General features: G+C 59.8%; 22 protein-coding genes. 8 read left to right on the top strand and 14 right to left on the bottom strand.

Features of this window, described 5'->3' with window-relative positions; translation table 11 throughout:
- Positions 1–111 precede the first annotated feature (111 nt).
- The 5 genes from BFL40_RS03220 to BFL40_RS03200 all read right to left on the bottom strand — a co-directional run bounded on the left by BFL40_RS03220 (position 112) and on the right by BFL40_RS03200 (position 4,631).
- Complete coding sequence (locus tag BFL40_RS03220; RefSeq protein WP_071482538.1) at positions 112–882, bottom strand: hypothetical protein; 771 nt, start codon at positions 880–882, stop codon at positions 112–114.
- A gap of 313 nt (positions 883–1,195) precedes the next feature.
- Positions 1,196–1,942, bottom strand: coding sequence for an L-cystine ABC transporter ATP-binding protein TcyN (gene tcyN, locus BFL40_RS03215; protein WP_071482539.1), 747 nt, complete (start codon positions 1,940–1,942; stop codon positions 1,196–1,198).
- 3 nt (positions 1,943–1,945) lie between these two features.
- Positions 1,946–2,611, bottom strand: a complete 666-nt coding sequence (tcyL, locus tag BFL40_RS03210; RefSeq protein WP_071482540.1) for a cystine ABC transporter permease — start codon at positions 2,609–2,611, stop codon at positions 1,946–1,948.
- On the bottom strand, positions 2,611–3,405 hold the full coding sequence (gene tcyJ, locus BFL40_RS03205) for a cystine ABC transporter substrate-binding protein (protein ID WP_071482541.1): 795 nt from the start codon (positions 3,403–3,405) through the stop codon (positions 2,611–2,613). The genes tcyL and tcyJ overlap by 1 nt, the downstream gene beginning before the upstream one ends.
- Before the next feature lie 230 nt (positions 3,406–3,635).
- On the bottom strand, positions 3,636–4,631 hold the full coding sequence (locus BFL40_RS03200) for a D-cysteine desulfhydrase (RefSeq protein ID WP_071482542.1): 996 nt from the start codon (positions 4,629–4,631) through the stop codon (positions 3,636–3,638).
- Between the two features lie 166 nt (positions 4,632–4,797).
- Here BFL40_RS03200 and epsC point away from each other — a divergent pair, with 166 nt between their 5' ends.
- The 4 genes from epsC (at position 4,798) to mgrA (ending at position 10,750) form a co-directional block, all read left to right on the top strand.
- The gene (gene epsC / locus BFL40_RS03195) at positions 4,798–5,724 is read left to right on the top strand and encodes a serine O-acetyltransferase EpsC (RefSeq protein WP_071482543.1); all 927 of its coding nucleotides are present in this window, start codon (positions 4,798–4,800) and stop codon (positions 5,722–5,724) included.
- Between the two features lie 401 nt (positions 5,725–6,125).
- Positions 6,126–8,087: a choline BCCT transporter BetT gene (gene betT / locus BFL40_RS03190; protein WP_218027751.1), complete on the top strand. Its 1,962-nt coding sequence runs from the start codon at positions 6,126–6,128 to the stop codon at positions 8,085–8,087.
- A gap of 188 nt (positions 8,088–8,275) precedes the next feature.
- Positions 8,276–9,604 (top strand): OprD family outer membrane porin, encoded by a 1,329-nt coding sequence (locus BFL40_RS03185; protein ID WP_083374580.1) that lies wholly within the window; start codon positions 8,276–8,278, stop codon positions 9,602–9,604.
- 108 nt (positions 9,605–9,712) lie between these two features.
- Complete coding sequence (mgrA, locus tag BFL40_RS03180) at positions 9,713–10,750, top strand: L-glyceraldehyde 3-phosphate reductase (RefSeq protein ID WP_071482546.1); 1,038 nt, start codon at positions 9,713–9,715, stop codon at positions 10,748–10,750.
- 120 nt (positions 10,751–10,870) lie between these two features.
- Here mgrA and tauD read toward each other — a convergent pair whose 3' ends face one another.
- The 7 genes from tauD to BFL40_RS03145 all read right to left on the bottom strand — a co-directional run bounded on the left by tauD (position 10,871) and on the right by BFL40_RS03145 (position 19,021).
- Positions 10,871–11,707, bottom strand: a complete 837-nt coding sequence (gene tauD / locus BFL40_RS03175) for a taurine dioxygenase (protein ID WP_071482547.1) — start codon at positions 11,705–11,707, stop codon at positions 10,871–10,873.
- 11 nt (positions 11,708–11,718) lie between these two features.
- Entirely contained in the window at positions 11,719–12,555 is an 837-nt protein-coding gene (gene tauC / locus BFL40_RS03170) for a taurine ABC transporter permease TauC (RefSeq protein ID WP_071482548.1), read from the bottom strand.
- Positions 12,552–13,331 carry a taurine ABC transporter ATP-binding subunit gene (gene tauB, locus BFL40_RS03165; protein ID WP_071482549.1) on the bottom strand — a complete coding sequence of 260 codons (780 nt, stop codon included), beginning with the start codon at positions 13,329–13,331 and terminating at the stop codon, positions 12,552–12,554. Before tauB ends, tauC begins: the two co-directional genes overlap by 4 nt.
- 18 nt (positions 13,332–13,349) lie before the next feature.
- Complete coding sequence (gene tauA / locus BFL40_RS03160) at positions 13,350–14,327, bottom strand: taurine ABC transporter substrate-binding protein (RefSeq protein WP_071482550.1); 978 nt, start codon at positions 14,325–14,327, stop codon at positions 13,350–13,352.
- Positions 14,328–14,503: 176 nt separating this feature from the next.
- Positions 14,504–16,087, bottom strand: a complete 1,584-nt coding sequence (gene gshA / locus BFL40_RS03155; protein WP_071482551.1) for a glutamate--cysteine ligase — start codon at positions 16,085–16,087, stop codon at positions 14,504–14,506.
- A 214-nt stretch (positions 16,088–16,301) separates the two neighbouring features.
- Positions 16,302–16,685, bottom strand: a complete 384-nt coding sequence (locus BFL40_RS03150) for a PaaI family thioesterase (protein WP_071482552.1) — start codon at positions 16,683–16,685, stop codon at positions 16,302–16,304.
- Entirely contained in the window at positions 16,685–19,021 is a 2,337-nt protein-coding gene (locus tag BFL40_RS03145) for a Tex family protein (RefSeq protein WP_071482553.1), read from the bottom strand. The genes BFL40_RS03150 and BFL40_RS03145 overlap by 1 nt, the downstream gene beginning before the upstream one ends.
- A 355-nt stretch (positions 19,022–19,376) precedes the next feature.
- Here BFL40_RS03145 and ompR point away from each other — a divergent pair, with 355 nt between their 5' ends.
- Both ompR and BFL40_RS03135 read left to right on the top strand, forming a co-directional pair.
- Entirely contained in the window at positions 19,377–20,117 is a 741-nt protein-coding gene (gene ompR / locus BFL40_RS03140; protein WP_053255745.1) for an osmolarity response regulator transcription factor OmpR, read from the top strand.
- 117 nt (positions 20,118–20,234) lie between these two features.
- Entirely contained in the window at positions 20,235–21,548 is a 1,314-nt protein-coding gene (locus BFL40_RS03135) for an ATP-binding protein (RefSeq protein ID WP_071482554.1), read from the top strand.
- Between the two features lie 62 nt (positions 21,549–21,610).
- On the opposite strand, the gene rimK is transcribed toward BFL40_RS03135, so the two are convergent.
- Positions 21,611–22,516, bottom strand: a complete 906-nt coding sequence (gene rimK / locus BFL40_RS03130; RefSeq protein ID WP_003187674.1) for a 30S ribosomal protein S6--L-glutamate ligase — start codon at positions 22,514–22,516, stop codon at positions 21,611–21,613.
- Positions 22,513–22,995, bottom strand: coding sequence for a retropepsin-like aspartic endopeptidase RimB (rimB, locus tag BFL40_RS03125; RefSeq protein ID WP_032884940.1), 483 nt, complete (start codon positions 22,993–22,995; stop codon positions 22,513–22,515). Before rimB ends, rimK begins: the two co-directional genes overlap by 4 nt.
- A 299-nt stretch (positions 22,996–23,294) precedes the next feature.
- On the opposite strand from rimB, the gene BFL40_RS03120 reads away from it, so the two are divergent.
- Together BFL40_RS03120 and hslO are read left to right on the top strand one after the other, a co-directional pair.
- Complete coding sequence (locus BFL40_RS03120) at positions 23,295–23,702, top strand: RNA-binding S4 domain-containing protein (protein ID WP_071482555.1); 408 nt, start codon at positions 23,295–23,297, stop codon at positions 23,700–23,702.
- A gap of 107 nt (positions 23,703–23,809) precedes the next feature.
- Positions 23,810–24,712: an Hsp33 family molecular chaperone HslO gene (gene hslO, locus BFL40_RS03115; RefSeq protein ID WP_071482556.1), complete on the top strand. Its 903-nt coding sequence runs from the start codon at positions 23,810–23,812 to the stop codon at positions 24,710–24,712.
- Positions 24,713–24,836 lie beyond the last annotated feature (124 nt).

The raw sequence follows: 24,836 nt of genomic DNA, 5'->3' as shown, positions 1-24,836 counted from the left end.
CAATGAAATAAAAACAGAAAAATCAGAGATGTCCGGTGGTCCGGTGCATATACCCTAAGCGTGTTAATTCTTTAAATAAACTAACTTATTGGAATATGCATAGAAGGGCTGTCACCCCGGTTCGCAAGGAGAACCGGGGGCACGCGGTTGATAAGTCGACGCGGGCCCGGCCGGGCGGGCTGGCGCCTGGGGCGAGCAGGCGGCGATGTTCAAGGTGCGGGCCGGGGCCCAGCGTGAATTATTGCCGACGCGATCAAGAATGCAGTACGTCACGTCCAGGCGGCAGTCGTCGCCGGCCTCGATAATCACCGCCGAGGACACCCACACCTGCACCGCCAGGCCGACGCCTTTGGCCTGGATTTTCGGCAGGTCCACACGCACGTCACCCCAACGCAGGGTAATGGCGTCGCCGGTGGCCATGTTCAGGTAAGGCTCGATGGTCAGCGGGATGCCGCGCCTTACCTGGCTGCCGTTGACGCCGTAGCGTCGGATGGTTTCGGGCAGGCTGATGGGCGAGAGGTTCTGGTTTTCATCGTTGTACAGGTTCGAAGGTTGGCCGCCTGGGAAGTTGGTCTTCACCCGCACAGTGGTAACCGCCGAGCGTGCAGGGCCGTGGCCGATCTGCATGACCTGATAGTGAACGCGTGCCAGACCGTCTTGCACAAAACTCTCGGGGATTCGCAGATGGGTGGGCGTACCGACCTTGCATGAGGTCACCCGCCGTGCAGCGGCAAAGCAGTTGTTCCAGAACAGCTCGATCACGTCGCCCTCATCCATGCCGGTGTAGGGGGCGATGTCGACCTGCAGTTGTGTGGCGGCCAGGGCATTGATGCCGTTTCGAACGGCCTGGGGCAAAGTCGGGGCGGTGAGTATGCGCGTCATAAGTAATCTCCTTGATGCAGCCAGCAGCAATCGTTCCGGCGCCCGAAGCGCAGTTGTGCGCGAGGTGCCGAAAGGAACGATTCAGTGAATAGCCGGGATAGGATCCAATCCTCTGGGCGCTAGATAAGAGGGTTGGGCAGGAGGCGTCAATGGCGGCAAAAGGCTAAACGGTGGGTTGGAGCAGATTCAGAAGAGTCTGACTGGAGGAGGGATTTTAAGGGGGGGGTGGCGGGTTGTTTTACGGGGGGTAATAAGTACTCCCTGTAGGAGCGCGCTTGTGTGGGAGCAGGCAAGCCAGCTCCCACAAAGAGAGTCAGTGGGCCAAAAACTTGCTCAAGAACTGTCGCGTGCGTTCTTCCTTGGGGTTGGCAAACAACGCCTTGGCTTCGCCCTGTTCCACGATGACGCCCTTGTCGAAGAAGATCACCCGGTTCGCCACATCACGGGCAAAGCTCATCTCGTGGGTGACGATGACCATGGTGCGGTTTTCTTCGGCCAGGCTGCGGATAGTCGCCAGCACTTCGCCGACCAATTCCGGGTCGAGGGCCGAGGTGGGCTCGTCAAAGAGGATCACCTCCGGCTCCATGGCCAGCGCACGGGCAATCGCTACGCGCTGTTGCTGACCACCGGACAAGCGCCGAGGGTACGACGCTTCCTTACCCGCCAGGCCGACCCTGGCCAACAGCTTGCGACCCAGCTCGGTCGCCGCTTCGCGCGACATCTTCTTGACCACGATCGGGCCTTCGATGACGTTTTCCAGCGCGGTGCGGTGGGGGAACAGGTTGAAGTTCTGGAACACAAAGCCGACGTGCTGGCGCAAGCGCCGCACCAGGCCTTGTTGCTGGTTGAGCGGCTTGCTGCTGTCGATCTCGATGTCACCCACCTTGATGCGGCCGCTGGTGGGTTCTTCGAGTAAATTCAGGCAGCGCAGGAAGGTGGTCTTGCCGGAACCGCTGGGGCCAATGATGGCGACGACTTCGCCTTCCTTGACCTCGAGGTCGATGCCGTTGAGTACCACCTGCCCCTTGAATTGTTTGGTCAGTTTTTCAACCACAATCATGCTTCAAGACTCCAGGTCATGCCGGTTGACCCGGTCTTCCAGGCGATTTTGAAAATGCGCCAGGATGCTCGCCAGGATCCAGTAGATCAGGGCGGCGGAGAGATACATGGTGAAGATTTCGAAGGTCCGCGCAGACACCAATTGGGCCTGACGGAACAGCTCCGGCACCTGGATGGTAGCGGCCAGCGCCGTGTCCTTGACCAGCGAAATAAAGCTGTTGCCCAACGGCGGCAACGCCGTGCGCATGGCCTGTGGCAGGATGGCCCGGCGCAGGGTCTGCGCACGGGTCATACCGATACTGGCTGCAGCTTCCCACTGGCCGCGCTCGATGGAGGCGATGGCGGCGCGCAGGATTTCACAGGCGTAGGCGGCCATGTTCAGCGAAAAGCCGATCAAGGCCGCCGGAATCGGATCCAGCTCGATGCCCACTTGCGGTAAGCCGTAGTAGATCAGGAACAGCTGCACCAGCAAGGGCGTGCCGCGAAAGAACGACACATAGACCCGGGCGATCCAGCTTGCCAGCTTGAAACGTGACAAGCGCATCAAGGCCAGGCCGAAGCCCAGCAGCAAGCCGAAAAACATCCCGCCGAGGCTAAGAATCACCGTGTAGTACGCGCCCTTGAGCAGAAAGGGCGCGGAGTCCAGCGCGAGTTGGAAACCTGCTTCCATTATTGAGTGACGTCAGCGTTGAAGTACTTCTCGGACAGCTTCTTCAAGGTGCCGTCGGCACGCAGTTCGTCGATGGCCTTGTTCACAGCAGCGAGCAACTCAGGCTCGCCTTTGCGCAGGGCAATGCCGGCTTCCTGGCGGGAGAAAGCATCACCAGAGGCGGCGGTGTCGGTGGCTTTTTTGGCATATTCCAGAGCCGCCAGACGGTCGATCAGAATGGCGTCGGTACGGCCGATGCGCAGGTCCTGGAACTTGGTTGGGTCATCGTTATAGGTCTTGATGATGGCTTTAGGCTGGTTGTCCTTGAGCCATTGCTCGTAGTTCGTACCCAGGCCTACGCCGATTTTCTTGCCGGCCAGGTCGTCGGCGGTCTTGATGGTGCCGACGTTCTTTTTCAGGGTCAGCGCTTGAATACCGGAAACGGTGTAAGGCTTGGAGAAGTCGTACTTCTTCTTGCGTTCTTCCGAGATGGTCACCTGGTTGATCACCGCGTCCAGGCGCTTGGATTCCAGGGCGGCGAGGATGCCGTCCCACGGAGTAGCGCTGAGCTTGACCTTGACGCCCAGCTTCTTGGCCAGAGCTTCGGAGAACTCGACCTCGAAACCGGTGAGTTTGCCGTCTTCACCGACAAAGCTGAACGGCGGGTAGGTGCCTTCCAGGCCAACCTTGATCTCGCCAGCCTTCTTGATGTTGTCCAACTGCTCGCCGGCAACTGCCTGGCCCAACCAACCCGCGCCGAGCGCCAGACCCAAAGTGCCAACTAATAATGTGCGACGGAATACAGAAATAGTCATGAAGAGCCCCTGTGTTTTTTATGTTGAGCGAAGCAGGTGACGCAGTAGTCGTATCCTGCCTTAAAGCGCGATGCGCGTCTTCGCTTACGGCGCGACTATAAAGCCGCTTTTTAAGACTTGAAAATAATATAAAAACAATTTGTTATTTCCATCTGGAATAACTGGTTGTTAGCAATGAACATCAAATGTGGGAGCAGGCAAGCCAGCTCCCACATTTAACCCGCGTTCATTCAGTTGAATGCGGCGCCGTAAGCAAACAGCGCTGGCGCGCCCCCGGTGTGCAGGAAAATGATCGGACCGTCCTCAAACCGCTGACGCCCGATACCATCCAGCAAGCCGGCCATGGCCTTGCCAGTGTAGACCGGGTCCAGCAGCAGGCCTTCCTGGCTGGCAAGCAGCTTGACTGCCGCCAGGGTGCCGGCATTGGGCTCGCCGTAGCGTGGGCCGAAGTATTCGTCCCACAGGATCACCTTGAACGCCTCGGGGATATCCACACCCAGCAACTCGGCAGTGCGCTCGGCCAGGCCTTGTACTTTCGGGCGCTGGGCTTCGTCGGTGCGCGACACGGTGACGCCGATCACCGGCAAGTTCGGCAGCACTTCACTCAAGGCCAGTGCCAGGCCACTGTGGGTGCCTGCACTGCCGGACGCCAGCACCACGGCGGCGAATTTAATCCCGCTGTCTTCGATCTGCCCGGCCAGTTCCAGGCCTGCGCGTACATACCCCAAGGCGCCCAGCGCATTCGAGCCACCGATAGGCACCAGGTACGGTCTCTTGCCGTTGCTGCGCAGACGGTCGGCGAGAGCGTTGAGTTGGTCGTCGACGTTGTCGAGGTTTTCCACCAATTCCACCTTGGCGTCGAACAGCTCCAGCAGCAGACGGTTGCCGTTGCTCAGGTAGTTCGGGTCTTCGGTGCCGGTGGGGTTTTCCAGCAGGGCAACGCAACCCAAACCGAGTTTGGCGGCGAGGGCGGCAGTCTGGCGTACGTGGTTGGACTGAATCGCGCCGGCGGTCACCAGCGTGTCGGCCCCCTGAGCGATGGCATCGGCGGCCAGGTATTCAAGTTTGCGCAGCTTGTTGCCGCCCATGGCCAGCGGCGTGGTGTCGTCGCGCTTGACGTAGATATCCCTGCCCAGCCAGGCCGACAGCCGCTCGAGTTTTTCCAGGGCGGTGGCGCCGCCGAGCAGTTCCAGACGGTTAAAGCGGTCGAGCTGTTGTTTGATCATGGCTACGCACGGTGGCTAAGTGATGGGGCGACTATAGGCAGGCACTTTTCATCGGGCAACCGCCAATCGCTTATTCCGGATAGTTCTTAATATCACACCATTGGTTCTTAAGGGCGGCCAGGGTGCATACCGTAAAGTGATGGCCATTTCGTCAGGAGTGAATACCGTGAGTGAGCGTTCCAGTCATTGGCAATTACAGACCATCGTCAGCCAACTGCGCGACGCCCGGGACCAGTGGCGAACGCGCAATGGCCGGTTGAGTGGTGAGCATGGCGGCCGCGAGTTGCCGTCGCGTGAAGCGGTGGCGCAGATTCTCGAAGCGTTGTGCGGGGCACTGTTTCCGATGCGCCTGGGGCCGGTGGACCTGCGTGAAGAAAGTGAAGATTTTTACGTCGGCCATACCCTGGATGTTGCATTGAATGCCTTGCTCGCCCAGGCCCGTCTGGAGTTGCGTTACGCCGCACGCCAGGGCGCCAAGGATGACAGCGAAGTCGATGCGCTTGCCATTCGGCTGATCCAGGATTTCGCCCTGGCCTTGCCTTCGCTACGCAGCCTGCTGGATACCGATGTGTTGGCCGCCTATCACGGCGACCCGGCTGCGCGCAGTGTGGATGAAGTGCTGCTCTGCTATCCGGGAATCCTGGCGGTGATTCACCATCGTCTGGCCCACCATTTGTATCGTGCCGGCTTGCCGTTGCTGGCACGGATCAGCGCGGAAATTGCTCACTCGGCCACGGGTATTGATATCCACCCGGGCGCCCAAATTGGCCCGAGTTTCTTTATCGACCACGGGACGGGTGTGGTGATTGGCGAGACCGCGATCATCGGCGAGCGTGTGCGTATCTACCAAGCGGTGACCCTGGGCGCCAAACGTTTCCCGGCAGATGAAGATGGGCAATTGCAGAAGGGCCATCCACGGCACCCGATTGTTGAGGATGACGTGGTGATCTATGCCGGGGCGACGATCCTGGGGCGCATCACCATCGGCAAGGGTTCGACGATTGGCGGGAATGTATGGCTGACCCGCAGCGTGCCGGCAGGGGCGAACATCACCCAGGCGAATTTGCAGCATGAGGATGGGGCGCAGAAATAGTATTTGATCGTTCCCACGCTCTGCGTGGGAATGCCTCTCGTGACGCTCCGCGTCACGACTTCAAAGCAGACGCAGAGCGTCCAAGGCTGCATTCCCACGCAGAGCGTGGGAATGATCAGGCGTATTACGTTCAGTAATCACTGAACGTTTTGCCATCCCCACCCGTCATACCTTTCCTTGAGCTAGTGTAGGAATTGTCTACCACTCAGCCCTGCGATTAGTCCCGGACCGCTTATCCATGTTTAACTTGAATGCTCGTTCAAGTTAAATCCGGTGGTTCGCTGCCCGCTCACAACAGGAGGCTTACCTTTGCTGAGTCCGTTATTGACAGCCACATCCCACTTCCTCGGGGTGCATCGTTCATGAGTGCATCGTCCACCCCATCCAGCGGCCAAGTGCGCATGAATGCGCCGGTTTTCTACTTTGCCGCCACCGTCATTCTGCTGTTCGGCCTCACGGTCATCGCTATCCCGCAACAGGCCGGTGCCTGGCTGCTGGCGGCGCAAAACTGGGCGGCCAATACGGTCGGCTGGTACTACATGTTGGCGATGACCCTGTATCTGGTCTTCGTGGTGGTCACCGCGCTATCGGGCTACGGCAAGATAAAACTCGGTGCCGACCACGACGAGCCCGAATTCAGTTACCTGTCCTGGGCCGGCATGCTGTTCGCCGCCGGGATCAGCATCACGCTGTTTTTCTTCTGTGTCTCCGAGCCGCTGACGCACCTGGTGCAACCGCCCCAGGGCGCGCCGATGAACGCCGACGCTGCACGCCAAGCCATGCAGATTCTGTTTCTGCACTGGGGCCTGCACGGCTGGGGTGTGTTTGCCTTTGTCGGCATGGCCCTGGCGTATTTTGCCTATCGGCATAACCTGCCGCTGGCGTTGCGTTCGGCGCTGTACCCGCTGATCGGCAAGCGCATCAACGGCCCCATCGGTTACGCGGTGGACGGTTTCGGCATCATCGCCACGGTGTTCGGCCTGGGTGCCGACATGGGATTTGGTGTGTTGCACCTTAATTCCGGATTGGATTACCTGTTTGGTATTGCCCACACCCAGTGGATCCAGGTCGGCCTGATCACGCTGATGATGGGTGCCGCGATCCTCGTCGCAGTCGCCGGTGTCGACAAAGGCGTGCGGGTGATGTCCGACATCAACATGCTGCTGGCCTGTGCGCTGCTGCTGTTTGTGTTGTTCGCAGGCCCCACCCAGCATCTGCTCAACACACTGATTCAGAACCTGGGTGACTACCTGGGCGCCTTGCCGACCAAGAGCTTCGACGTGTACGCCTACGACAAACCCAGCGACTGGCTGGGCGGTTGGACGGTGTTCTACTGGGCCTGGTGGATTGCATGGTCGCCGTTCGTGGGCCTGTTTATCGCGCGTATTTCCCGTGGCCGTACCATCCGTGAATTCGTGTTTGGCGTGCTGCTGATTCCGTTGGGGTTCACGTTGGCGTGGATGTCGATCTTCGGCAACAGCGCCATCGACCAAGTGCTTAACCACGGGATGACGGCGCTCGGTCAGTCGGCCATCGATGACCCGTCGATGAGCCTCTACCTGCTGCTGGAAACCTACCCGTGGAGCAAGACGGTAATCGCGGTCACGGTGTTTATCAGCTTCGTGTTCTTCGTCACCTCGGCTGACTCCGGCACTGTAGTGCTGTCGACCCTGTCGTCCAAAGGCGGCAACGCCGATGAAGACGGCCCGAAATGGCTGCGCGTGTTCTGGGGGGCGATGACTGCATTGGTCACCAGTGCGTTGCTGTTTGCCGGCAGTATCGATTCGCTGAAATCCGCCGTGGTACTGACCTCGCTGCCGTTCTCGCTGATCCTGTTGCTGATGATGTGGGGGCTGCACAAGGCCTTCTATCTCGAGTCGCAAAAGCAGATCGCCCAACTGCATTCGTTGGCACCGGTGTCGGCTGCGCGTAAGGGCCGAGGCGGCTGGCGCCAACGTTTGAGTCAGGCCGTGCACTTCCCATCGCGAGATGAGGTGTACCGTTTCCTTGAATCGACAGTGCGCCCGGCGATCGAAGAAGTGACGGCGGTGTTTGTCGAGAAAGGCCTGAATGTCGTGACCCAACCGGACCCGGCCAACGACAGCGTCAGCCTGGAAATCGGCCATGGCGAGGAGCGCCCGTTTGTCTACCAGGTACAGATGCGCGGCTATTTTACGCCGTCGTTTGCGCGGGGCGGCATGGGCAAAAAAGAGATCAACAACCGCCGCTATTATCGGGCGGAAGTGCACTTGAGTGAGGGCAGCCAGGACTACGATCTGGTGGGCTACACCAAGGAGCAGATCATCAACGACATCCTTGACCAGTACGAGCGACACCTGCAGTTCCTGCACCTGGTGCGCTAGTCACCAGTCCCACAAAAGAGCCTGAAAGCCCCGTCCTACGGGGCTTTCTTAAACTTAATTTCATCCGTCAAAGCCCCTCTTTGACGCGGAACTGTCATCTGGCCACTGCGTAATTGTGTGAAGCGTTTGACGCTTTCATTTCAGAACAGTGACGGAGACCGGTAACAATGAAGACGTTAATAAGCCCTATGGTGGGTGCCGCCATGGCGAGCTTTATGCTGTCCGCCCACGCCGATTTTATCGATGACAGCCATGCCGATGTGACCCTGCTCAATCGCTATCTCAACCAGCAGGGGCGTGATGTGGTGAACAGCACCGCCAAGGCCCACAGCATTCGTGATTGGGGCCAGGGTTTCGAGTTCAACTTCAAGTCCGGCTACACCGAAGGGCCAGTCGGTTTTGGCCTGGACTTGCAGGCGTTCTACGGTTTGAAACTGGATTCCGGTGGCGACCTCAACGACAAGGATCATCAGGGCCGTTACCCCGGCAGTATGTTCCCGCTGGACAACGGCAAGTCGGCTGACCAGTTCGGTGTATTGAGCCCGACGTTCAAGATGCGCTTTGCCAAGGATGAACTACGCGTCGGCACGCTCTACGGCAACAACCCGGTGTTGGCCAACACCGACGGTCGTCTGTACCAGCAGACCAACACCGGCGTGCAACTGGTGTCCAAGGATGTCTCTGACTTCACCTTCACCGGCGGCGATATCTTCAAGACCAAGATTCGTAACGAATCCAGTGACCAAGGCATGATCACCGCCGGTGGCACTAAAGATAGCGATCGCTTTCTCTTCGGCGGGGCCGACTACACCGGCATCCAGAACACCACGGTCAGCCTGTGGTATTCGAACCTTGAGGATTACTACCAACAGTTCTTCCTCGGTGCCAAACGCCATGACGCCTTGTCGGTAGGCGCGATCGACACCGATGTGCGGGTATTCCGCAGCTTGGGTGTGGGCGGTAACGCCGATGGCGACAAAGACTATTCCGCCAGCGGTCTCTACGGCGACGGCACGAGCAAGGGCCGCATCAACCAAACCACCGCCAGCTTGCTTGAAAGCTACAGCCTGGACGGCCATACCGTCGGCTTGGGCATCCAGAAAAACAGCGGCGACAGTGACTTTCCGTACCTCGACTCCGGCCTGAACAGCGGCGACAACCGCCAGGGTCCGGGTTCAGGTGCCGACACCCCGGCGCTGACCAACATGCAATTGAACAAATTCCAGCACGCGGGTGAACGTACTTGGCTGGCGCAGTACAAGTATGACTTCGGCAAGCTTGGCCTCACCGGCCTGACGTTCTCCGCCGCTTATGCACACGGTGATGACATTCGCACGGTGCAGGGCACCACCAGCGAATGGGAACGTAACATTGCGGTGGCTTACCAAGTACCGACCGGCACCCTCAAAGGCCTGGGCGTGACCTGGAAAAATGCTCACGCCAGCCCGGATATTACGGGTGCCACTGTGCAAGATGAAAACCGCTTCTATGTCAGCTATGTCGTTCCACTCTGGTAGGAAATTGCTGTAAAACGGAAGGGCAGACTTAAGCGATTCAGCTGGTTAAAAGGCCTGGGAATAAGGTTATTCCCAGGCCTTATTTGCCCTAAGCCCAGAGAGGATTCGATGACGTACATTGCTGCCGAAAACCGCTATGAATCTATCCCGTATCGCCGCGTAGGCCGCAGTGGATTGGTGCTACCGGCACTGTCCCTGGGGTTGTGGCACAACTTTGGCGACAGCACCCCGATCGACACCCAGCGCGCCCTGTTGCGCACCGCGTTCGACCTAGGGATCAACCACTTCGACCTGGCCAACAACTACGGCCCACCTTACGGCAGCGCCGAGATCAACTTCGGTCGTTTGCTGCGCGAAGATTTCAAGCACTACCGCGACGAATTGATCATCTCCAGCAAGGCCGGTTGGGACATGTGGCCCGGCCCTTACGGCCAGGGCGGCGGTTCACGCAAGTACGTACTGGCGAGTCTGGACCAGAGCCTGCAACGCCTGGGCGTGGACTACGTGGATATTTTCTACTCCCACCGTTTTGACGCCGACACCCCCCTGGAAGAAACCGCCAGCGCCCTCGCCACCGCCGTGCAACAAGGCAAGGCGTTGTACATCGGTATCTCGTCTTATTCGGGCGTAAAAACCCGCGAAATAGCAGCGCTGCTCAAAGAGTGGAAAGTGCCGTTGCTGATCCATCAGCCGGCCTACAACCTGCTCAACCGCTGGGTGGAAAAAGACCTGCTGGATACCACCGAAGAACTCGGTGCCGGTGTGATTGCGTTCACGCCGCTGGCCCAGGGCTTGTTGACCGACAAGTACCTCAATGGTGTACCGGCTGATGCGCGGGTGAACCGCCCAGGTGGCGGCTCGCTGCAGGCCAAGCACTTGTCCGAAGCGAACATTGCCCATGTGCGTGCTTTGAATGAAATCGCCAAGCGTCGTGGTCAGAGTCTGGCGCAATTGGCGTTGGCTTGGACCCTGCGCGATCCGCGAGTGACCAGTGCGCTGATCGGTGCGAGCCGGCCAGAGCAAATCATTGAAAACGTCGGGGCGTTGAAGAATCTGAGTTTCAGCGCAGAAGAACTGGCGGAAATCGATCGGTTTGCGCAGGAAGGCGGGATTAACTTGTGGGAAAAGCCATCGACCGCTGAGTAATGATCGTTCCCACGCTCCGCGTGGGAATGCCTCTTGTGACGCTCCGCGTCACGGTTTCAAGAGCGGACGCGGAGCGCCCATGGCTGCATTCCCACGCAGAGCGTGGGAATGATCTGCTCGCTAGAACGGCACATCTCCAAGAATCGTCGCCCGATGCATCACCCGCCGCTGCGGCCGATAATCATCCACCGCGTAATGCTGCGTCACGCGGTTGTCCCAGAACGCCACATCGTTTTCCTGCCAGCGCCAGCGAATGGTGAATTCCGGCCGTGTCGCATGAGCAAACAACAGCTTCAAAATCGCCTCGCTCTCCGCCGGTTCCAGCTCATTAATCTTGGTGGTAAACCCGTCACTGACAAACAGCGACTTGCGGCCACTCACCGGATGCGTACGCACCACCGGGTGTGACAGCGGCGGATTTTTCTTGCGGGTTTCTTCCCAGCGCGCCAGGTCTTCGGCAGTGTTGCCAAAGCGCTCCAGCGGGAAGGATTTGGTGAAGTCGTGAGTGGCGGTGAGGCCATCGAGCAGGCGTTTGAGCGGCTCGGACAACGCCTCATACGCAGCAATGCCACTGGCCCACAGCGTATCGCCACCAAACGCCGGCAACAGCTTGGCGCTGAGCACCGCGCCGAGAGCCGGCGTCGGCAGGAAGGTCACGTCGGTGTGCCACACGGCGTTATCATGCACGTCGGTCACGGCGGTGTCGAGGATCAGCACTTCGGGCTGTTCCGGCACGTTGGGGTAGATTGGGTGGATATGCAGGTCGCCGAAGTTCGCCGCGAACCGTGCTTGCTGCTGCGGGTTGATGGCCTGGTCTCTGAAGAACAGCACCGAGTGCGCGAGCAACGCCTGTTCAATGGCATCGCGGTCTTTGAGGTTCAACGGCTGGGTGATATCGACGCCACTGATCAGGGCGCCCAGGGCGGTGCTTAGCGGGGTAACGGTCAGGCTGCTCATGCTGTTCTCACTCAATGTGCCTGGCCATGCCACGGCACCAGTTTACGCTGCAGGGCACGCAGGCCCATTTCCATGGCGAAGGCGATCAGGGCGATCACCAGGATCCCCAGCACCACCACATCGGTGACCAGGAATTGCGCCGCCGACTGCACCATGAAGCCCAGGCCGCTGGTGGCCGCGATCAACTCGGCGGCGACTAATGTCGACCAGCCCACGCCCAAACCGATACGCACGCCGGTGAGGATGTCAGGCAGGGCGCTCGGCAGAATCACATGGCGAATCAGTTGGGCGCGAGTGGCCCCCAGCGACTGCGCGGCACGCAATTTGGCGGGGTCGACGGTGCGCACGCCGGTTGCGGTGGCGATGGCGATTGGCGCAAAGATCGCCAGGTAAATCAGCAACACCTTGGACAGCTCGCCGATGCCGCACCAGATCACGATCAGCGGCAGATAGGCCAAGGGTGGAATCGGCCGGTAGAACTCGATCAGCGGGTCGAGAATGCCGCGCGCAATACGGTTGGAACCGATGGCGATGCCCACCGGCACGGCGGTCAGAACCGCAAAACCCAGGCCCAGGCCGATACGGCTGAGGCTCGCGCCCAAGTGCTGCCACAAAGTGGAGTCCATGTAGCCCGTGGTCGCCAGCAGCCAGCCTTTTTGCAGTACGGCGGATGGCGGTGGCAGGAATAGGGGTTCGATCAAACCGGTGGCGGTCACCGCCCACCAGATTGCCAGCAAGGTGACCAGGGTCAGCACGCTGATCCAACGTGTGCTCAAGCTGCGACGCACCGGGATAACCGCGTGCGCCACCGGCTTTGAGGCGGTGGCGGGAAGTTCGTAGCTGCTCATGCGGACACCTGCCGTTGGGAGAACACTTTGCCCAGCACATGTTCACGGGTTTCGATAAAGCGCGGGTCGGACTTGATCGCCCGTGCCGATTCACCGGCGGCGTAGCGCTGGCCGAAGTCCAGGCTCAGGCGCTCGACGATTTGGCCAGGGTTGGGTGCGAGCAGGATCAGGTCGGTGGCGAGGAATACCGCTTCTTCGATGTCATGGGTAATCAGGAACACCGGCTTGGCCGTGCGCCGCCACACTTGCAGCAGCAACTCCTGCATCTGTTCGCGGGTGAAGGCATCGAGGGCGCCGAAGGGCTCGTCCATCAGCAAAACCCGAGGGTCTGCTGCCAGGGCGCGGGCCAGGCCCACGCGTTGTTTCTGGCCGCCGGAGAGCTGCCAGATACGCCGGCTGTCGAAACCGGCCAGGTCTACCAGCGCCAGCATTTCCCGGGCGCGTATTTCGCGTTGCGCTTTGGGTATGCCGGCCAACTCCAAGCCGAAGCCAACGTTGGCCAGCACGTCCTGCCAAGGCAGCAGGGCGTCGTCCTGGAACACCACGCCACGCTCCGCGCTGGGGCCTTTGACCGGCACGCCATCGAGGGTGATGCGCCCGGCAGACGGTTCGACAAAACCGGCAATCAGGTTCAACAGCGAAGTTTTGCCACTGCCGGACGGGCCGAGGGCCACCAGCAATTGCTGGGGCCCAAGGTCCAGTGAAATGTCAGACAGTACCGGTTCTGTGGCGCCTGGGTACTGTGCGCTGATGCGCTCCAGTTGTAGCAAGGCCATCGCAATGAACTCCTTGAATCAGTTAGTGATGAACTTGGCGCTGATGTAAGGGGCGTAGTCCGGCAGCACGGCGTCAACCTTGCCTTGTTCCTTGAGGAACGCAGCAGTGTCAGTCACCGCCTTGGTGGTCGGTGCGCCCAGCAGGGTCACTTGGTCAGCTGCCAGCGGGTAGACGTTGCCTTGCAGCAGCAGCGGGATGTCACTGGCCTTGGCGCCGGAGAGCTTCACCAGTTTGTCGACGTTAGTTTTGTCGGCGATCCAGGCTTGTGGGTCTTTGCGGTACGCGGCGTAGGCATCCAGCGTGACCTTGGCGAAAGCAGTGACGATTTCCGGGTGTTTCTCGGCGAAGTCTTTGCGCACGATCCACGCATCGAAGGTCGGTGCGCCGAATTTGGCCAGTTCGCCGGAGGTGATCAGCACCTTGCCGTTTTCCTTGGCCACACCCAAAGCGGGGTCCCATACGTAGGTTGCGTCGATATCACCGCGTTTCCAGGCGGCGATGATTGCCGGTGGCGCGAGGTTGAGGATGGTGACTTTCGAGGGGGCGATGTTCCAGTGTTTCAGCGCGGCCAACAGGCTGTAGTGGCCGGTGGAAACGAACGGCACGGCGATTTTCTTGCCGACCAGGTCCTGCGGGCTGTTGATCCCCGAACCGTTACGGGCCACCAGGGCCTCGGCGCCGCCGATCTGGGTGGCGACGAGGAAGGTTTCTACCGGCACTTTGCGGGTAACGGCCGCAGTCAGCGGGCTGGAACCGAGGTAGCCGATCTGTACGTCACCGGAGGCGATGGCGGCGATGATGTCGGCGCCGTTGTCGAATTTGCGCCAATCAATCTTGGCCTTGGTGGCTTTTTCATACGCGCCGTCGGCCTGGGCGACTTTGGCCGGGTCCACGGTGGTTTGGTAAGCAATGGTTACATCCGCCGCCTGGGCAAACAGGCTGGCACCGGCCAGGGACAATGCGGCCAAGAGGCGCAGAGGGGTTAAAAGTTTCAAGGGGAAGCTCCTCAATCAGGCGGCCGAGGGTCGGCGTTTGAGGAGACTAAATGATCTAAGAATCAGAAAATAAATAACGTTTTCGAATTAGCTTATGAGGAGATGCGCTTTCGACGCGCCGACTAATCTGATCGTTCCCACGCAGAGCGTGGGAACGATCAGTCAGGGGTTGGGTGTCAGTTACTGATGGAGAGGATGCTGGCTTGGTAGGAGCCAACAAACACGTCAAAGTCACCCACTTCGTTCTGTTCCAGCTCAGCCTGTTGCGCCAGCGAATTACGCGCCAGTTCTTCAAAGCGCGCTTGCTCTTCGGCCGGCAAAGGCTCTTTACGGAAATGCTCGGCATGCACCTGGCTTTGATGCAGGGAGAACTGCGCAAAACTCTCTTTACGCTCACTCATCGCCGCCAACACTTGGGCCGAAGGCGTCAGGGACGGGTCCTTGACCTTCGCCAACTGAGCGTCCAACGCCTGGCTGTGTTCCTGAATACCATGGCTCTCATCGAGCAGGGCAGCCAACGGTGCAATCTTCTCCAGCAACTCGGCCGCCCATTCCTTCAGGTCCACAGGCTGCCCCTGACGCTGCAATTGCAGGCCCGGACGGCGGCCTTCCTTGACTACGCTGAGGAAGTTGGATGTGGCGTTACCGCACTCGTTGTCGGCCAGTTGCGGGCTATCGTTCAACGCGCAATACAGCAGGAACGCGTCGAGGAAGCGCGATTCCGGCAGGTCGATACCCATCGGCAGGAACGGGTTGATGTCCAGGCAGCGCACTTCGATGTACTGGATGCCACGGGCCATCAGCGCCTGGATCGGTCGCTCGCCGGTGTAGGTCACGCGCTTGGGGCGAATGTTGGAGTAGTACTCGTTTTCGATCTGCAGGATGTTGGTGTTGAGCTGCACCCACTCACCGTCCTTGTGGGTGCCGACTTCGACGTACGGCGCGTAGGGCGTTGCTACCGCTTCGCGCAGGCTGTCGGTGTAACTGTTTAAATCGTTGTAGCAAGGCGTGAGGCCGGCCTGGGCATTACTTTGGTAGCCCAGGTCACTCATGCGCAGGCTGGTGGCGTACGGCAGGTACAGGGTGTCGGCGTCCAGCACTTCCAGTTGGTGTGAGCGGCCGCGCAGGAAACCCGCGTCCAGGGCCGGTGAGGCGCCAAACAGGTACATCAGCAGCCAGCTGTAGCGACGGAAGTTGCGGATCAGCGCGATATAGGCGCAAGACTGGTAGTCGCGGTCGGTGCCGACAAACCCTTCAGTCTCCTTGAGCAGCGGCCACAACTGTTCCGGCAGTGAGAAGTTGTAGTGGATGCCTGCGATGCACTGCATGGTCTTGCCGTAACGCAGGGCCAGGCCCTTGCGGTACACGTACTTGAGCTGTCCGATATTGGAAGTGCCGTAGTAGGCGATCGGAATGTCTTCCTCGGCCGGCAACGGGCACGGCATCGAGGGGCTCCACAGGTATTCGCTGCCAAGCTTGCTGTAGGCAAAGCGATGGATCTTGTCCAGGCTGCTCAGGGTATCGGCCGGGTTGGGCAGGGCTGGGGTAATGAACTCCAGCAGCGATTCCGAGTAGTCGGTGGTGATCTGTTCGTGGGTCAACGCGGCGCCCAGGGCTTCAGGGTGCGGCGTTTGCGCCAGGCGACCCTCACCGGTGACGCGCAGGCATTCGCGCTCGATGCCGTGCAAGCACTGCTCTAGCAGGGAGAGGTGTTCGCGCTTGCCGAGCAGGGCCAGGCGGCGGTTGAGAAGTTCGCTCAAGTTGGATTCCTTCACGCGTCAGTCGCCCCAATATGGGGGTGGGCAGGACGGTCTACAAGGGTGAAGTTAAAACTGGCGTTATCGCCTGGTTTTGAGTCGATTTGACCCGCTTTGAAAAAGCCTACTTCACTCCATGAATTGGGCTATAGCGCAGCAAGAAAATTCCGACGCTGTTATTGCAGCGCCGAAATTAACTCAAATCGAGGGTGAGGAGCTATAGGACAGCGAAGGTGCCCTGTGCTTTTGCGACAAGTCTTTCGTCTTGATACACGTCCGCCTCGACCACCAGCGTGCGACGACCGGCATGAATCACCCGGCTGGTGCATAGCACATCACCGTCAGACACGGCGCGGATGTAGTTGATTTTGCACTCGATAGTCGCGCTCTGCTGGTCGAAACCATGGGAGCTGGAGCAGGCCAGCCCCATCGTAATGTCCACCAGACTGAAAATCGCCCCGCCATGGAGCTTGCCCGCGCGGTTGCGCAATTGCGGCTCCAGGGTCAGGGCCACCTCGGCAACGCCCTCGTCCAGGCGTTGCAGGCGGCAGCCGATCAGTTCGCTGAACGCGCTCTGGGTCAAACCGGCTGGGATCTCCATCAGCGTTTCTTCAGCTGTTTGGCATTGGCGAACAACGACGCCATGGCGTTATTGCTCGGGGCAGCTGTCGCTGTTTCTTTGCGCGGTGCGCTGTTTTCGGAGCGGTTCTGCGACTGGCGAGGCGCTGAGCCTGGGCGTGCACCACGGGCACCGTCGATTTTCTCGCCGGGGGTGTCGCTCATGCGCATCGACAGGCCTACGCGTTTGCGTGGGATGTCGACTTCCATGACCTTGACCTTGACCACGTCACCGGCTTTCACCGCTTCGCGAGGGTCCTTGATGAATTTCTCCGAAAGCGCAGAGATATGTACCAAACCGTCCTGATGCACGCCGATGTCCACAAAAGCACCGAAGTTGGTCACGTTGGTGACCACACCTTCGAGGATCATGCCCAGTTGCAGGTCCTTGAGGTCTTCGACGCCGTCCTGGAACTCCGCAGTCTTGAACTCGGGGCGCGGGTCGCGGCCGGGTTTTTCCAACTCTTGCAGGATGTCGGTGATGGTCGGAACGCCGAAGGTTTCGTCGGTGTACTTCTTTGGGTCCAGGCGCTTGAGGAACGCGGCGTCGCCGATCAGCGAGCGGATGTCGCGGTCGGTCTCGGCGGCAATACGCTGCACCAGCGGGTAGGCTTCCGGGTGAACGGCCGAAGAATCCAGCGGGTTGTCGCCGTTCATCACACGTAGGAAGCCAGCGGCTTGTTCGAAGGTCTTTTCACCCAGGCGTGCGACTTTTTTCAGCGCGGCGCGGGTCTTGAACGCACCGTTTTCGTCGCGATGGGTGACGATGTTCTGCGCCAGGGTGGTGTTGAGGCCAGAGATACGGGCCAGCAGCGCGACCGAGGCAGTGTTCACATCCACGCCGACCTTGTTCACGCAGTCTTCCACCACTGCATCCAGGCCGCGCGCCAGTTTCAGCTGCGACACGTCGTGCTGGTACTGGCCGACACCGATGGATTTCGGGTCAATCTTCACCAGCTCGGCCAGTGGGTCCTGCAGGCGGCGGGCGATGGATACCGCGCCACGGATCGACACGTCGAGGTCCGGGAATTCCTTGGAAGCCAGCTCCGACGCCGAGTACACCGAAGCGCCGGCCTCGGAGACCATGACTTTGGTCATCTTCATAGCTGGGTATTTTTTGATCAGTTCAGCGGCCAGCTTGTCGGTTTCACGGCTGGCGGTGCCGTTGCCGATAGCGATCAGGTCTACCGCGTGCTTGGCGCACAGAGCGGCCAGGATCGCGAGGGTCTGGTCCCACTTGTTATGCGGCACGTGCGGGTAAACCGTCGCGTGGTCCAGCAGCTTGCCGGTGGCGTCGACCACGGCGACCTTGCAGCCGGTGCGCAGGCCCGGGTCGAGGCCCAGGGTTGCGCGCGGGCCGGCCGGCGCCGCCAGCAGCAGGTCGTGCAAGTTATGGGCGAAGACGTTGATCGCCTCGGTTTCGGCGCCGTCGCGCAGCTCGCCGAGCAGGTCGGTTTCCAGGTGAGTGTAGAGCTTGACCTTCCAGGTCCAGCGCACGACTTCACCGAGCCACTTGTCCGCAGGACGGTTCTGATTCTGGATGCCGAATTGTTGACCGATCATGCCTTCGCACGGGTGCATGGTGCCCGGCAGCTCGTCGCCGACTTTCAGCGCGGAGCTGAGAATGCCCTCGTTGCGGCCACGGAAAATGGCGAGCGCACGGTGGGACGGCATGCTCTTGAGCGGTTCGTCGTGTTCGAAATAGTCGCGGAACTTGGCGCCTTCTTCCTCTTTGCCGGCGATCACGCGGGCGCTGAGGGTGGCTTCCTGCTTCAGGTACGTACGCAGTTTTTCCAGCAGGCTGGCGTTTTCGGCGAAGCGCTCCATCAGGATGTACTTGGCGCCTTCGAGCGCGGCCTTGACGTCGGCGACACCTTTTTCTGCGTCGATGAAGCGTGCGGCTTCAGTGTCCGGGGTCAGCGATGGGTCGTTGAACAAACCATCGGCCAAGTCACCCAGGCCGGCTTCCAGGGCGATCTGGCCCTTGGTGCGGCGTTTCTGTTTGTAGGGCAGGTAAAGGTCTTCGAGGCGGGTCTTGGTGTCGGCGAGCTTGATGTCGCGTTCAAGTTGTGGGGTCAACTTGCCCTGTTCTTCGATGCTGGCGAGGATGCTGATGCGCCGTTCGTCGAGTTCTCGCAGGTAGCGCAGACGCTCTTCCAGGTGACGCAATTGGATATCGTCGAGGCTGCCGGTCACTTCTTTACGGTAACGGGCGATGAAAGGCACCGTGGAGCCCTCATCCAGTAGAGCGACGGCCGCTTCGACCTGTTGCGGGCGTACACCGAGTTCCTCGGCGATGCGGCTGTTGATGCTGTCCATAAAACCACCTGAAATTCTGAAAGCAGCTCGCAGGCCCGGAAAACAAGGCCTTGCAAGGCTGGTTGAGCGGCCCGACTGGCGCCGCTGCCTGGGTCAAGAGGCAGCCTATTGACCCTCGAAATCGAAAAAGTCACGGAGAACGGGTGAAAAAAAGCCGTGCAGTGAACGGGAAATATCTGATGTCGCCCTGCACAAAGGCGCCGCATTATAACCAGCGTTCTGCCCTTGGGGGGACCTTGCCGATGGTTGTAGGGCGCGGGTTGACTGGCACTGGAGGAAAAATCTGCTAACAATGCACACGGTGCGTATAACGGCAGCTACGCCATAATGCGCGCCGAGATAAGAGGAGCATCTAATGAGCAGCACTGCACAAACTGCTGAAGGCGAAAAAATTCTCATCGTTGACGACGATCCGGGGCTGAGCAGCCTGCTGGAGCGTTTCTTCAACTCCAAGGGCTACCGTGCCCGCGCGGTGCCAAACACCGAGCAGATGGACCGCCTGTTGGGGCGCGAAGTGTTCAACCTGGTCGTGCTCGACCTGATGTTGCCTGGCGAAGACGGCCTGACCGCCTGCAAACGCCTGCGCGGCGCGAACAACCAGATTCCAATCATCATGCTCACCGCCAAGGGCGATGAACTGAGCCGCATCAAGGGCCTCGAATTGGGCGCTGATGACTACCTGGCCAAACCGTTCAACCCTGATGAGTTGATGGCCCGGGTCAAAGCCGTATTACGTCGCCAGGCTGCTCCAGTACCCGGCGCGCCAGGCAGCGAAGACGAAAGCGTCACCTTTGGCGACTACGAACTGTCGCTGGCGACCCGTGAGCTCAAGCGTGGCGAAGAAGTGCACATGTTGACCACCGGCGAGTTTGCCGTGCTCAAGGCTCTGGTAATGAATGCTCGCCAGCCGCTGACCCGCGACAAGCTGATGAACCTGGCCCGTGGCCGTGAGTGGGACGCCCTGGAGCGCTCCATCGACGTGCAGATTTCCCGTCTGCGCCGGATGATCGAACCGGACCCGTCCAAGCCGCGGTATATCCAGACGGTGTGGGGCGTGGGTTATGTGTTTGTGCCGGATGGCACTGCAACCAAGTGACCGATGTTTTGCAGGCACGGGCATCCCGGCGTTTGGCTCCATGAGAGTCGACGGGCTGCCCGGCGTCTGCAATTCTGCGAGCGCCGCTCGTTCTTGTAAGGTGTCTAGCTGTCTCCTATGAAAACCCCGCTGTGGTTCCCACAAAGTTTCTTCTCTCGCACCCTTTGGCTGGTGCTGATCGTCGTTCTGTTTTCCAAGGCGCTCACGCTGGTTTATCTGCTGATGAACGAAGACGTGCTGGTGGATCGACAGTACAGCCACGGCGTTGCCCTGACGCTGCGGGCTTATTGGGCTGCAGACCCTGAGAATCGCGAGAAGATCGCCAAGGCCGCCACACTGGTTCGTGTAGCCGGGGCGGGCGTGCCGGAGGGCGAGCAGCATTGGCCCTACAGTGAGATTTACCAGCGCCAGATGCAGGCCGAGTTGGGCGAAGACACCGAGGTGCGCCTGCGCATGCACGTGTCCCCCGCGTTGTGGGTGCGAGCGCCGAGCCTGGGGCAGGATTGGCTGAAAGTGCCGTTGTATCCGCACCCGTTGCGAGGGCAGAAGATCTGGAACGTGCTGGGCTGGTTCCTGGCCATCGGGCTGCTTTCAACGGCATCTGCATGGATTTTCGTGCGCCAACTCAATCAACCGCTTAAACGCCTGGTGTTTGCTGCACGCCAATTGGGGCAAGGGCGCAGTGTGCGCCTGCCGGTCAGCGATACGCCCAGCGAGATGACTGAGGTGTATGGCGCGTTCAACCAGATGGCGGAGGATGTCGAACAGGCGGGGCGCGAGCGCGAGCTGATGCTGGCGGGCGTGTCCCATGATCTGCGCACGCCGCTGACGCGATTGCGGCTTTCACTTGAGTTGATGGGCAACCATAACGACCTGACTGACGACATGGTTCGTGATATCGAGGACATGGACGCGATTCTCGACCAGTTCCTGGCGTTTATCCGCGATGGCCGTGATGAGGTGGTGGAGGAAGTCGATCTGACGGATTTGGTCCGTGAAGTAGTGGCGCCCTACAACCAGAACGGCGAACAGGTACGCATGCGTCTGGAGCCGATCCAGCCGTTTGCGTTGCGTCGGGTGTCGATGAAGCGCCTGCTGAACAACCTGATTGGCAACGCCTTGCATCACGCCGGTTCGGATGTGGAAGTGGCGGCGTATGTGTCAGGCGACAGCACCGCGCCCTATGTAGTGTTGAGCGTGATGGACCGTGGCGCCGGTATCGACCCGGCGGAGCTGGAAGGTATCTTCAACCCCTTCACCCGTGGCGATCGTGCTCGGGGTGGAAAGGGCACTGGCCTGGGTTTGGCGATTGTTCGGCGGATCGCGTCGATGCATGGCGGCAATGTTGAATTGCGTAACCGGGAAGAGGGTGGCCTGGAAGCGCGCGTGCGGTTGCCGCTAGGCTTGATGTTGCCCAGAGACGCGGTCTGATAAACAACACGAATCAAATGTGGGAGCTGGCTTGCCTGCTCCCACACGGGTTAACCGAGTGCTTATCCCTTGCCCTTCGTCCGCGTCATATTCGGCCCGCCATTCTTCTCCAGATGCTGAATGATGATCCCCGCGACATCCTTACCTGTAGTGGTCTCAATCCCCTCCAGACCCGGCGATGAATTCACCTCCATCACCAGGGGGCCATGGTTGGATCGCAAGATATCCACACCCGCTACGCTCAATCCCATCACTTTGGCCGCCCGCAGCGCGGTCATGCGTTCTTCCGGGGTGATCTTGATAAGGCTGGCGCTGCCGCCACGGTGCAGGTTGGAGCGGAACTCGCCTGGCTTGGCCTGGCGTTTCATCGCTGCGATGACCTTGTCGCCCACCACGAAGCAGCGGATATCCGCACCACCAGCTTCCTTGATGTATTCCTGCACCATGATGTTCTGCTTGAGGCCCATAAAGGCCTCGATCACCGACTCAGCTGCTGTTGCCGTCTCGCACAGCACCACACCGATGCCCTGGGTACCTTCCAGTACCTTGATCACCAACGGCGCGCCGTTGACCATTTCGATCAGGTCGGGGATGTCATCCGGGGAGTGGGCGAAACCGGTGACCGGCAGGCCGATGCCCCGGCGCGACAGCAACTGCAGCGAGCGCAGCTTGTCCCGCGAGCGCGCGATGGCCACGGACTCATTCAGGGGGAACACCCCCATCATTTCAAACTGGCGCAGCACAGCGCAGCCGTAAAACGTCACCGAAGCGCCGATACGCGGGATTACTGCATCAAACCCCTCCAGCGGTTTGCCCCGGTAGTGGATCTGCGGCTTGTGGCTGGCAATGTTCATGTAGGCACGCAACGTGTCGATCACCACCATTTCATGGCCACGTTCGGTGCCGGCCTCGACCAGGCGGCGGGTGGAATACAGACGCGGGTTTCGCGACAGCACAGCAATCTTCATGCAGCACCTGGGGCAGAAATAGTAGAGACCGGGAACACCGGCTTGTCTTGAACGTACTTGATACCGGGATTGACCACCAACTGGCCGTCAATCAACGCTTTGGAGCCGAGCAGCAGGCGGTAACGCATGGCTTTGCGGCAGGCTAGGGTGAATTCCACCCGCCATACCCGATCACCCAGTGCCAGGGTGGTGCTGATCACGTAGCGCACCTGCGCATGGCCGTTGGAGCTCTTGATGGTTTTCATCGTCACCAGGGGCGCTTCGCAGCGGCGGTGACGCAGTTGCACCACGCTGCCCAGGTGCGCGGTAAAGCGCACCCACTTCTCACCGTCGCGCTCAAAGGGCTCGATATCGGTGGCATGCAGGCTCGAGGTGCTGGCACCGGTGTCGATCTTCGCGCGCAGGCCAGCCACTCCCAGGTCGGGAAGTGCCACCCACTCACGCAGACCGACAACGGTCAAATGGTCAAATGTCTTCAATATGGGTAACCGGTCATTCAGAAATGTTTCGTAGTCGTCGAGGACAGTAACGCCCAACTGCGCATGGATTGTGACAATCCCCAAACCTTTATCGAGGGTTCGGCGCCGATTTCGCGGTATTCACGCAGAATATTCCGGAAATGGCGACAGATATCTCTCAGGCCTCTGAAATCAATCGGGGGTAAGGGAAAGTCACGCAAATCCCGTGGTGCTTGGCGTATCTTAGGTGAGCCTTGGGGTTTATGCGTCGAAGGGTTTCAACGGTAAAGTTGCGACATTTTTCAAAGCGAGGAATTCAAGTGGCTCAAAAGCAGGAAGAGGAAGAAAAGGTCCGTTTGGACAAGTGGCTATGGGCTGCGCGCTTCTATAAAACCCGTGCCCTGGCCAAGGCCGCCATCGAGAGTGGCAAGGTGCACCATCGCGGTGAACGCTGCAAGCCGGGCAAGGAACCGCGCGTCGGTGATGAGTTTCAGATTCGTACCGGGTTTGATGAAAAGACCGTTGTGGTCCAGGCACTTTCCATCGTGCGCCGTGGCGCGCCCGAGGCGCAGGCGCTGTACACCGAAACAGAAGCCAGTATCGCCAAACGCGAAAATGCTGCGGCGATGCGCAAAGCAGGCGCTGTGGGCATGACGACTGATGGCAAACCCAGCAAAAAACAGCGCCGCGACCTGTTCAAGTTTCGCGGCAGCGGCAACGACGATTGAGGCCACCGGTAATCGCCCGAGCCGTCGCTTGGCTTGGAAGAAACCCGGATTGTTCATAAACTGCACCATCTTTGCGTCAACACTCTTCAATTCAGATACCCAGACCTATGACTGATCTACCGGATACCGACTTCACCCAACGCTTCATCTTCGACGACAGCGACGCCCGCGGCGAACTGGTCTCGCTGGAGCGCAGCTATGCCGAAGTCCTTGCCAAGCACCCCTATCCGGAGCCGGTCGCGCAACTGCTCGGTGAGCTGATGGCGGCGGCGGCGCTGCTGGTAGGCACCATGAAGTTCGACGGTTTGCTGATCCTGCAGGCCCGTTCCGAAGGCCCGGTCCCGATGCTGATGATCGAATGCTCCAGCGAGCGTGAAATCCGTGGCTTGGCCCGTTACGACGCCGATCGGATCGCCCCGGACGCGACCCTGAGCGACCTGATGGCCAACGGCGTGCTGGCGATCACCGTCGATCCGACGGAAGGCCAGCGCTACCAGGGCATCGTCGACCTCGACGGTGAAACCCTGTCGGACTGCTTCACCAACTATTTCGTGATGTCCCAGCAAGTCGGCACCAAGTTCTGGCTCAACGCCGATGGCAAGCGCGCCCGTGGCCTGCTGTTGCAGCAATTGCCGGCTGACCGCATCAAGGACGACGATGAGCGCACCGATAGCTGGCGCAAGCTGACCGCCCTGGCCGGTACCCTGACCGCTGAAGAACTGCTGGGTCTGGACAACGAAACCATCCTGCACCGCCTCTACCATGAGGAGGCCGTGCGTCTATTTGACGCACAGGGTCTGCGCTTTCGCTGCAGTTGCTCGCGTGAGCGCTCGGCCAATGCCTTGGTCAGCCTGGGCCTGGAAGATGCGCAGAATCTGGTGGTGGAACACGGTGGCAATATCGAGATCGACTGCCAGTTCTGTAACCAGCGCTACCTGTTCGATGCGGCTGATGTAGCCCAATTGTTCGCCGGAGCAGGCATCGACACCCCTTCCGATACCCGCCACTAAAACGTTTAAGCACAGGTAAATCACCTGACAAACGCCGGATTAGCGCAGTTCTGACGGGAGGGCCCTACTCTTTTTGGGCTTTTCTGGCATAATCCGGCCCACTTTTTTCGCGGTAGTAGTGCGC

The organism is Pseudomonas costantinii (assembly GCF_001870435.1).
GTDB lineage: Bacteria > Pseudomonadota > Gammaproteobacteria > Pseudomonadales > Pseudomonadaceae > Aquipseudomonas > Aquipseudomonas costantinii.
Note: the sequence above shows the minus strand (reverse complement) of the source record. Positions and strands in the feature narration are given on the sequence as shown.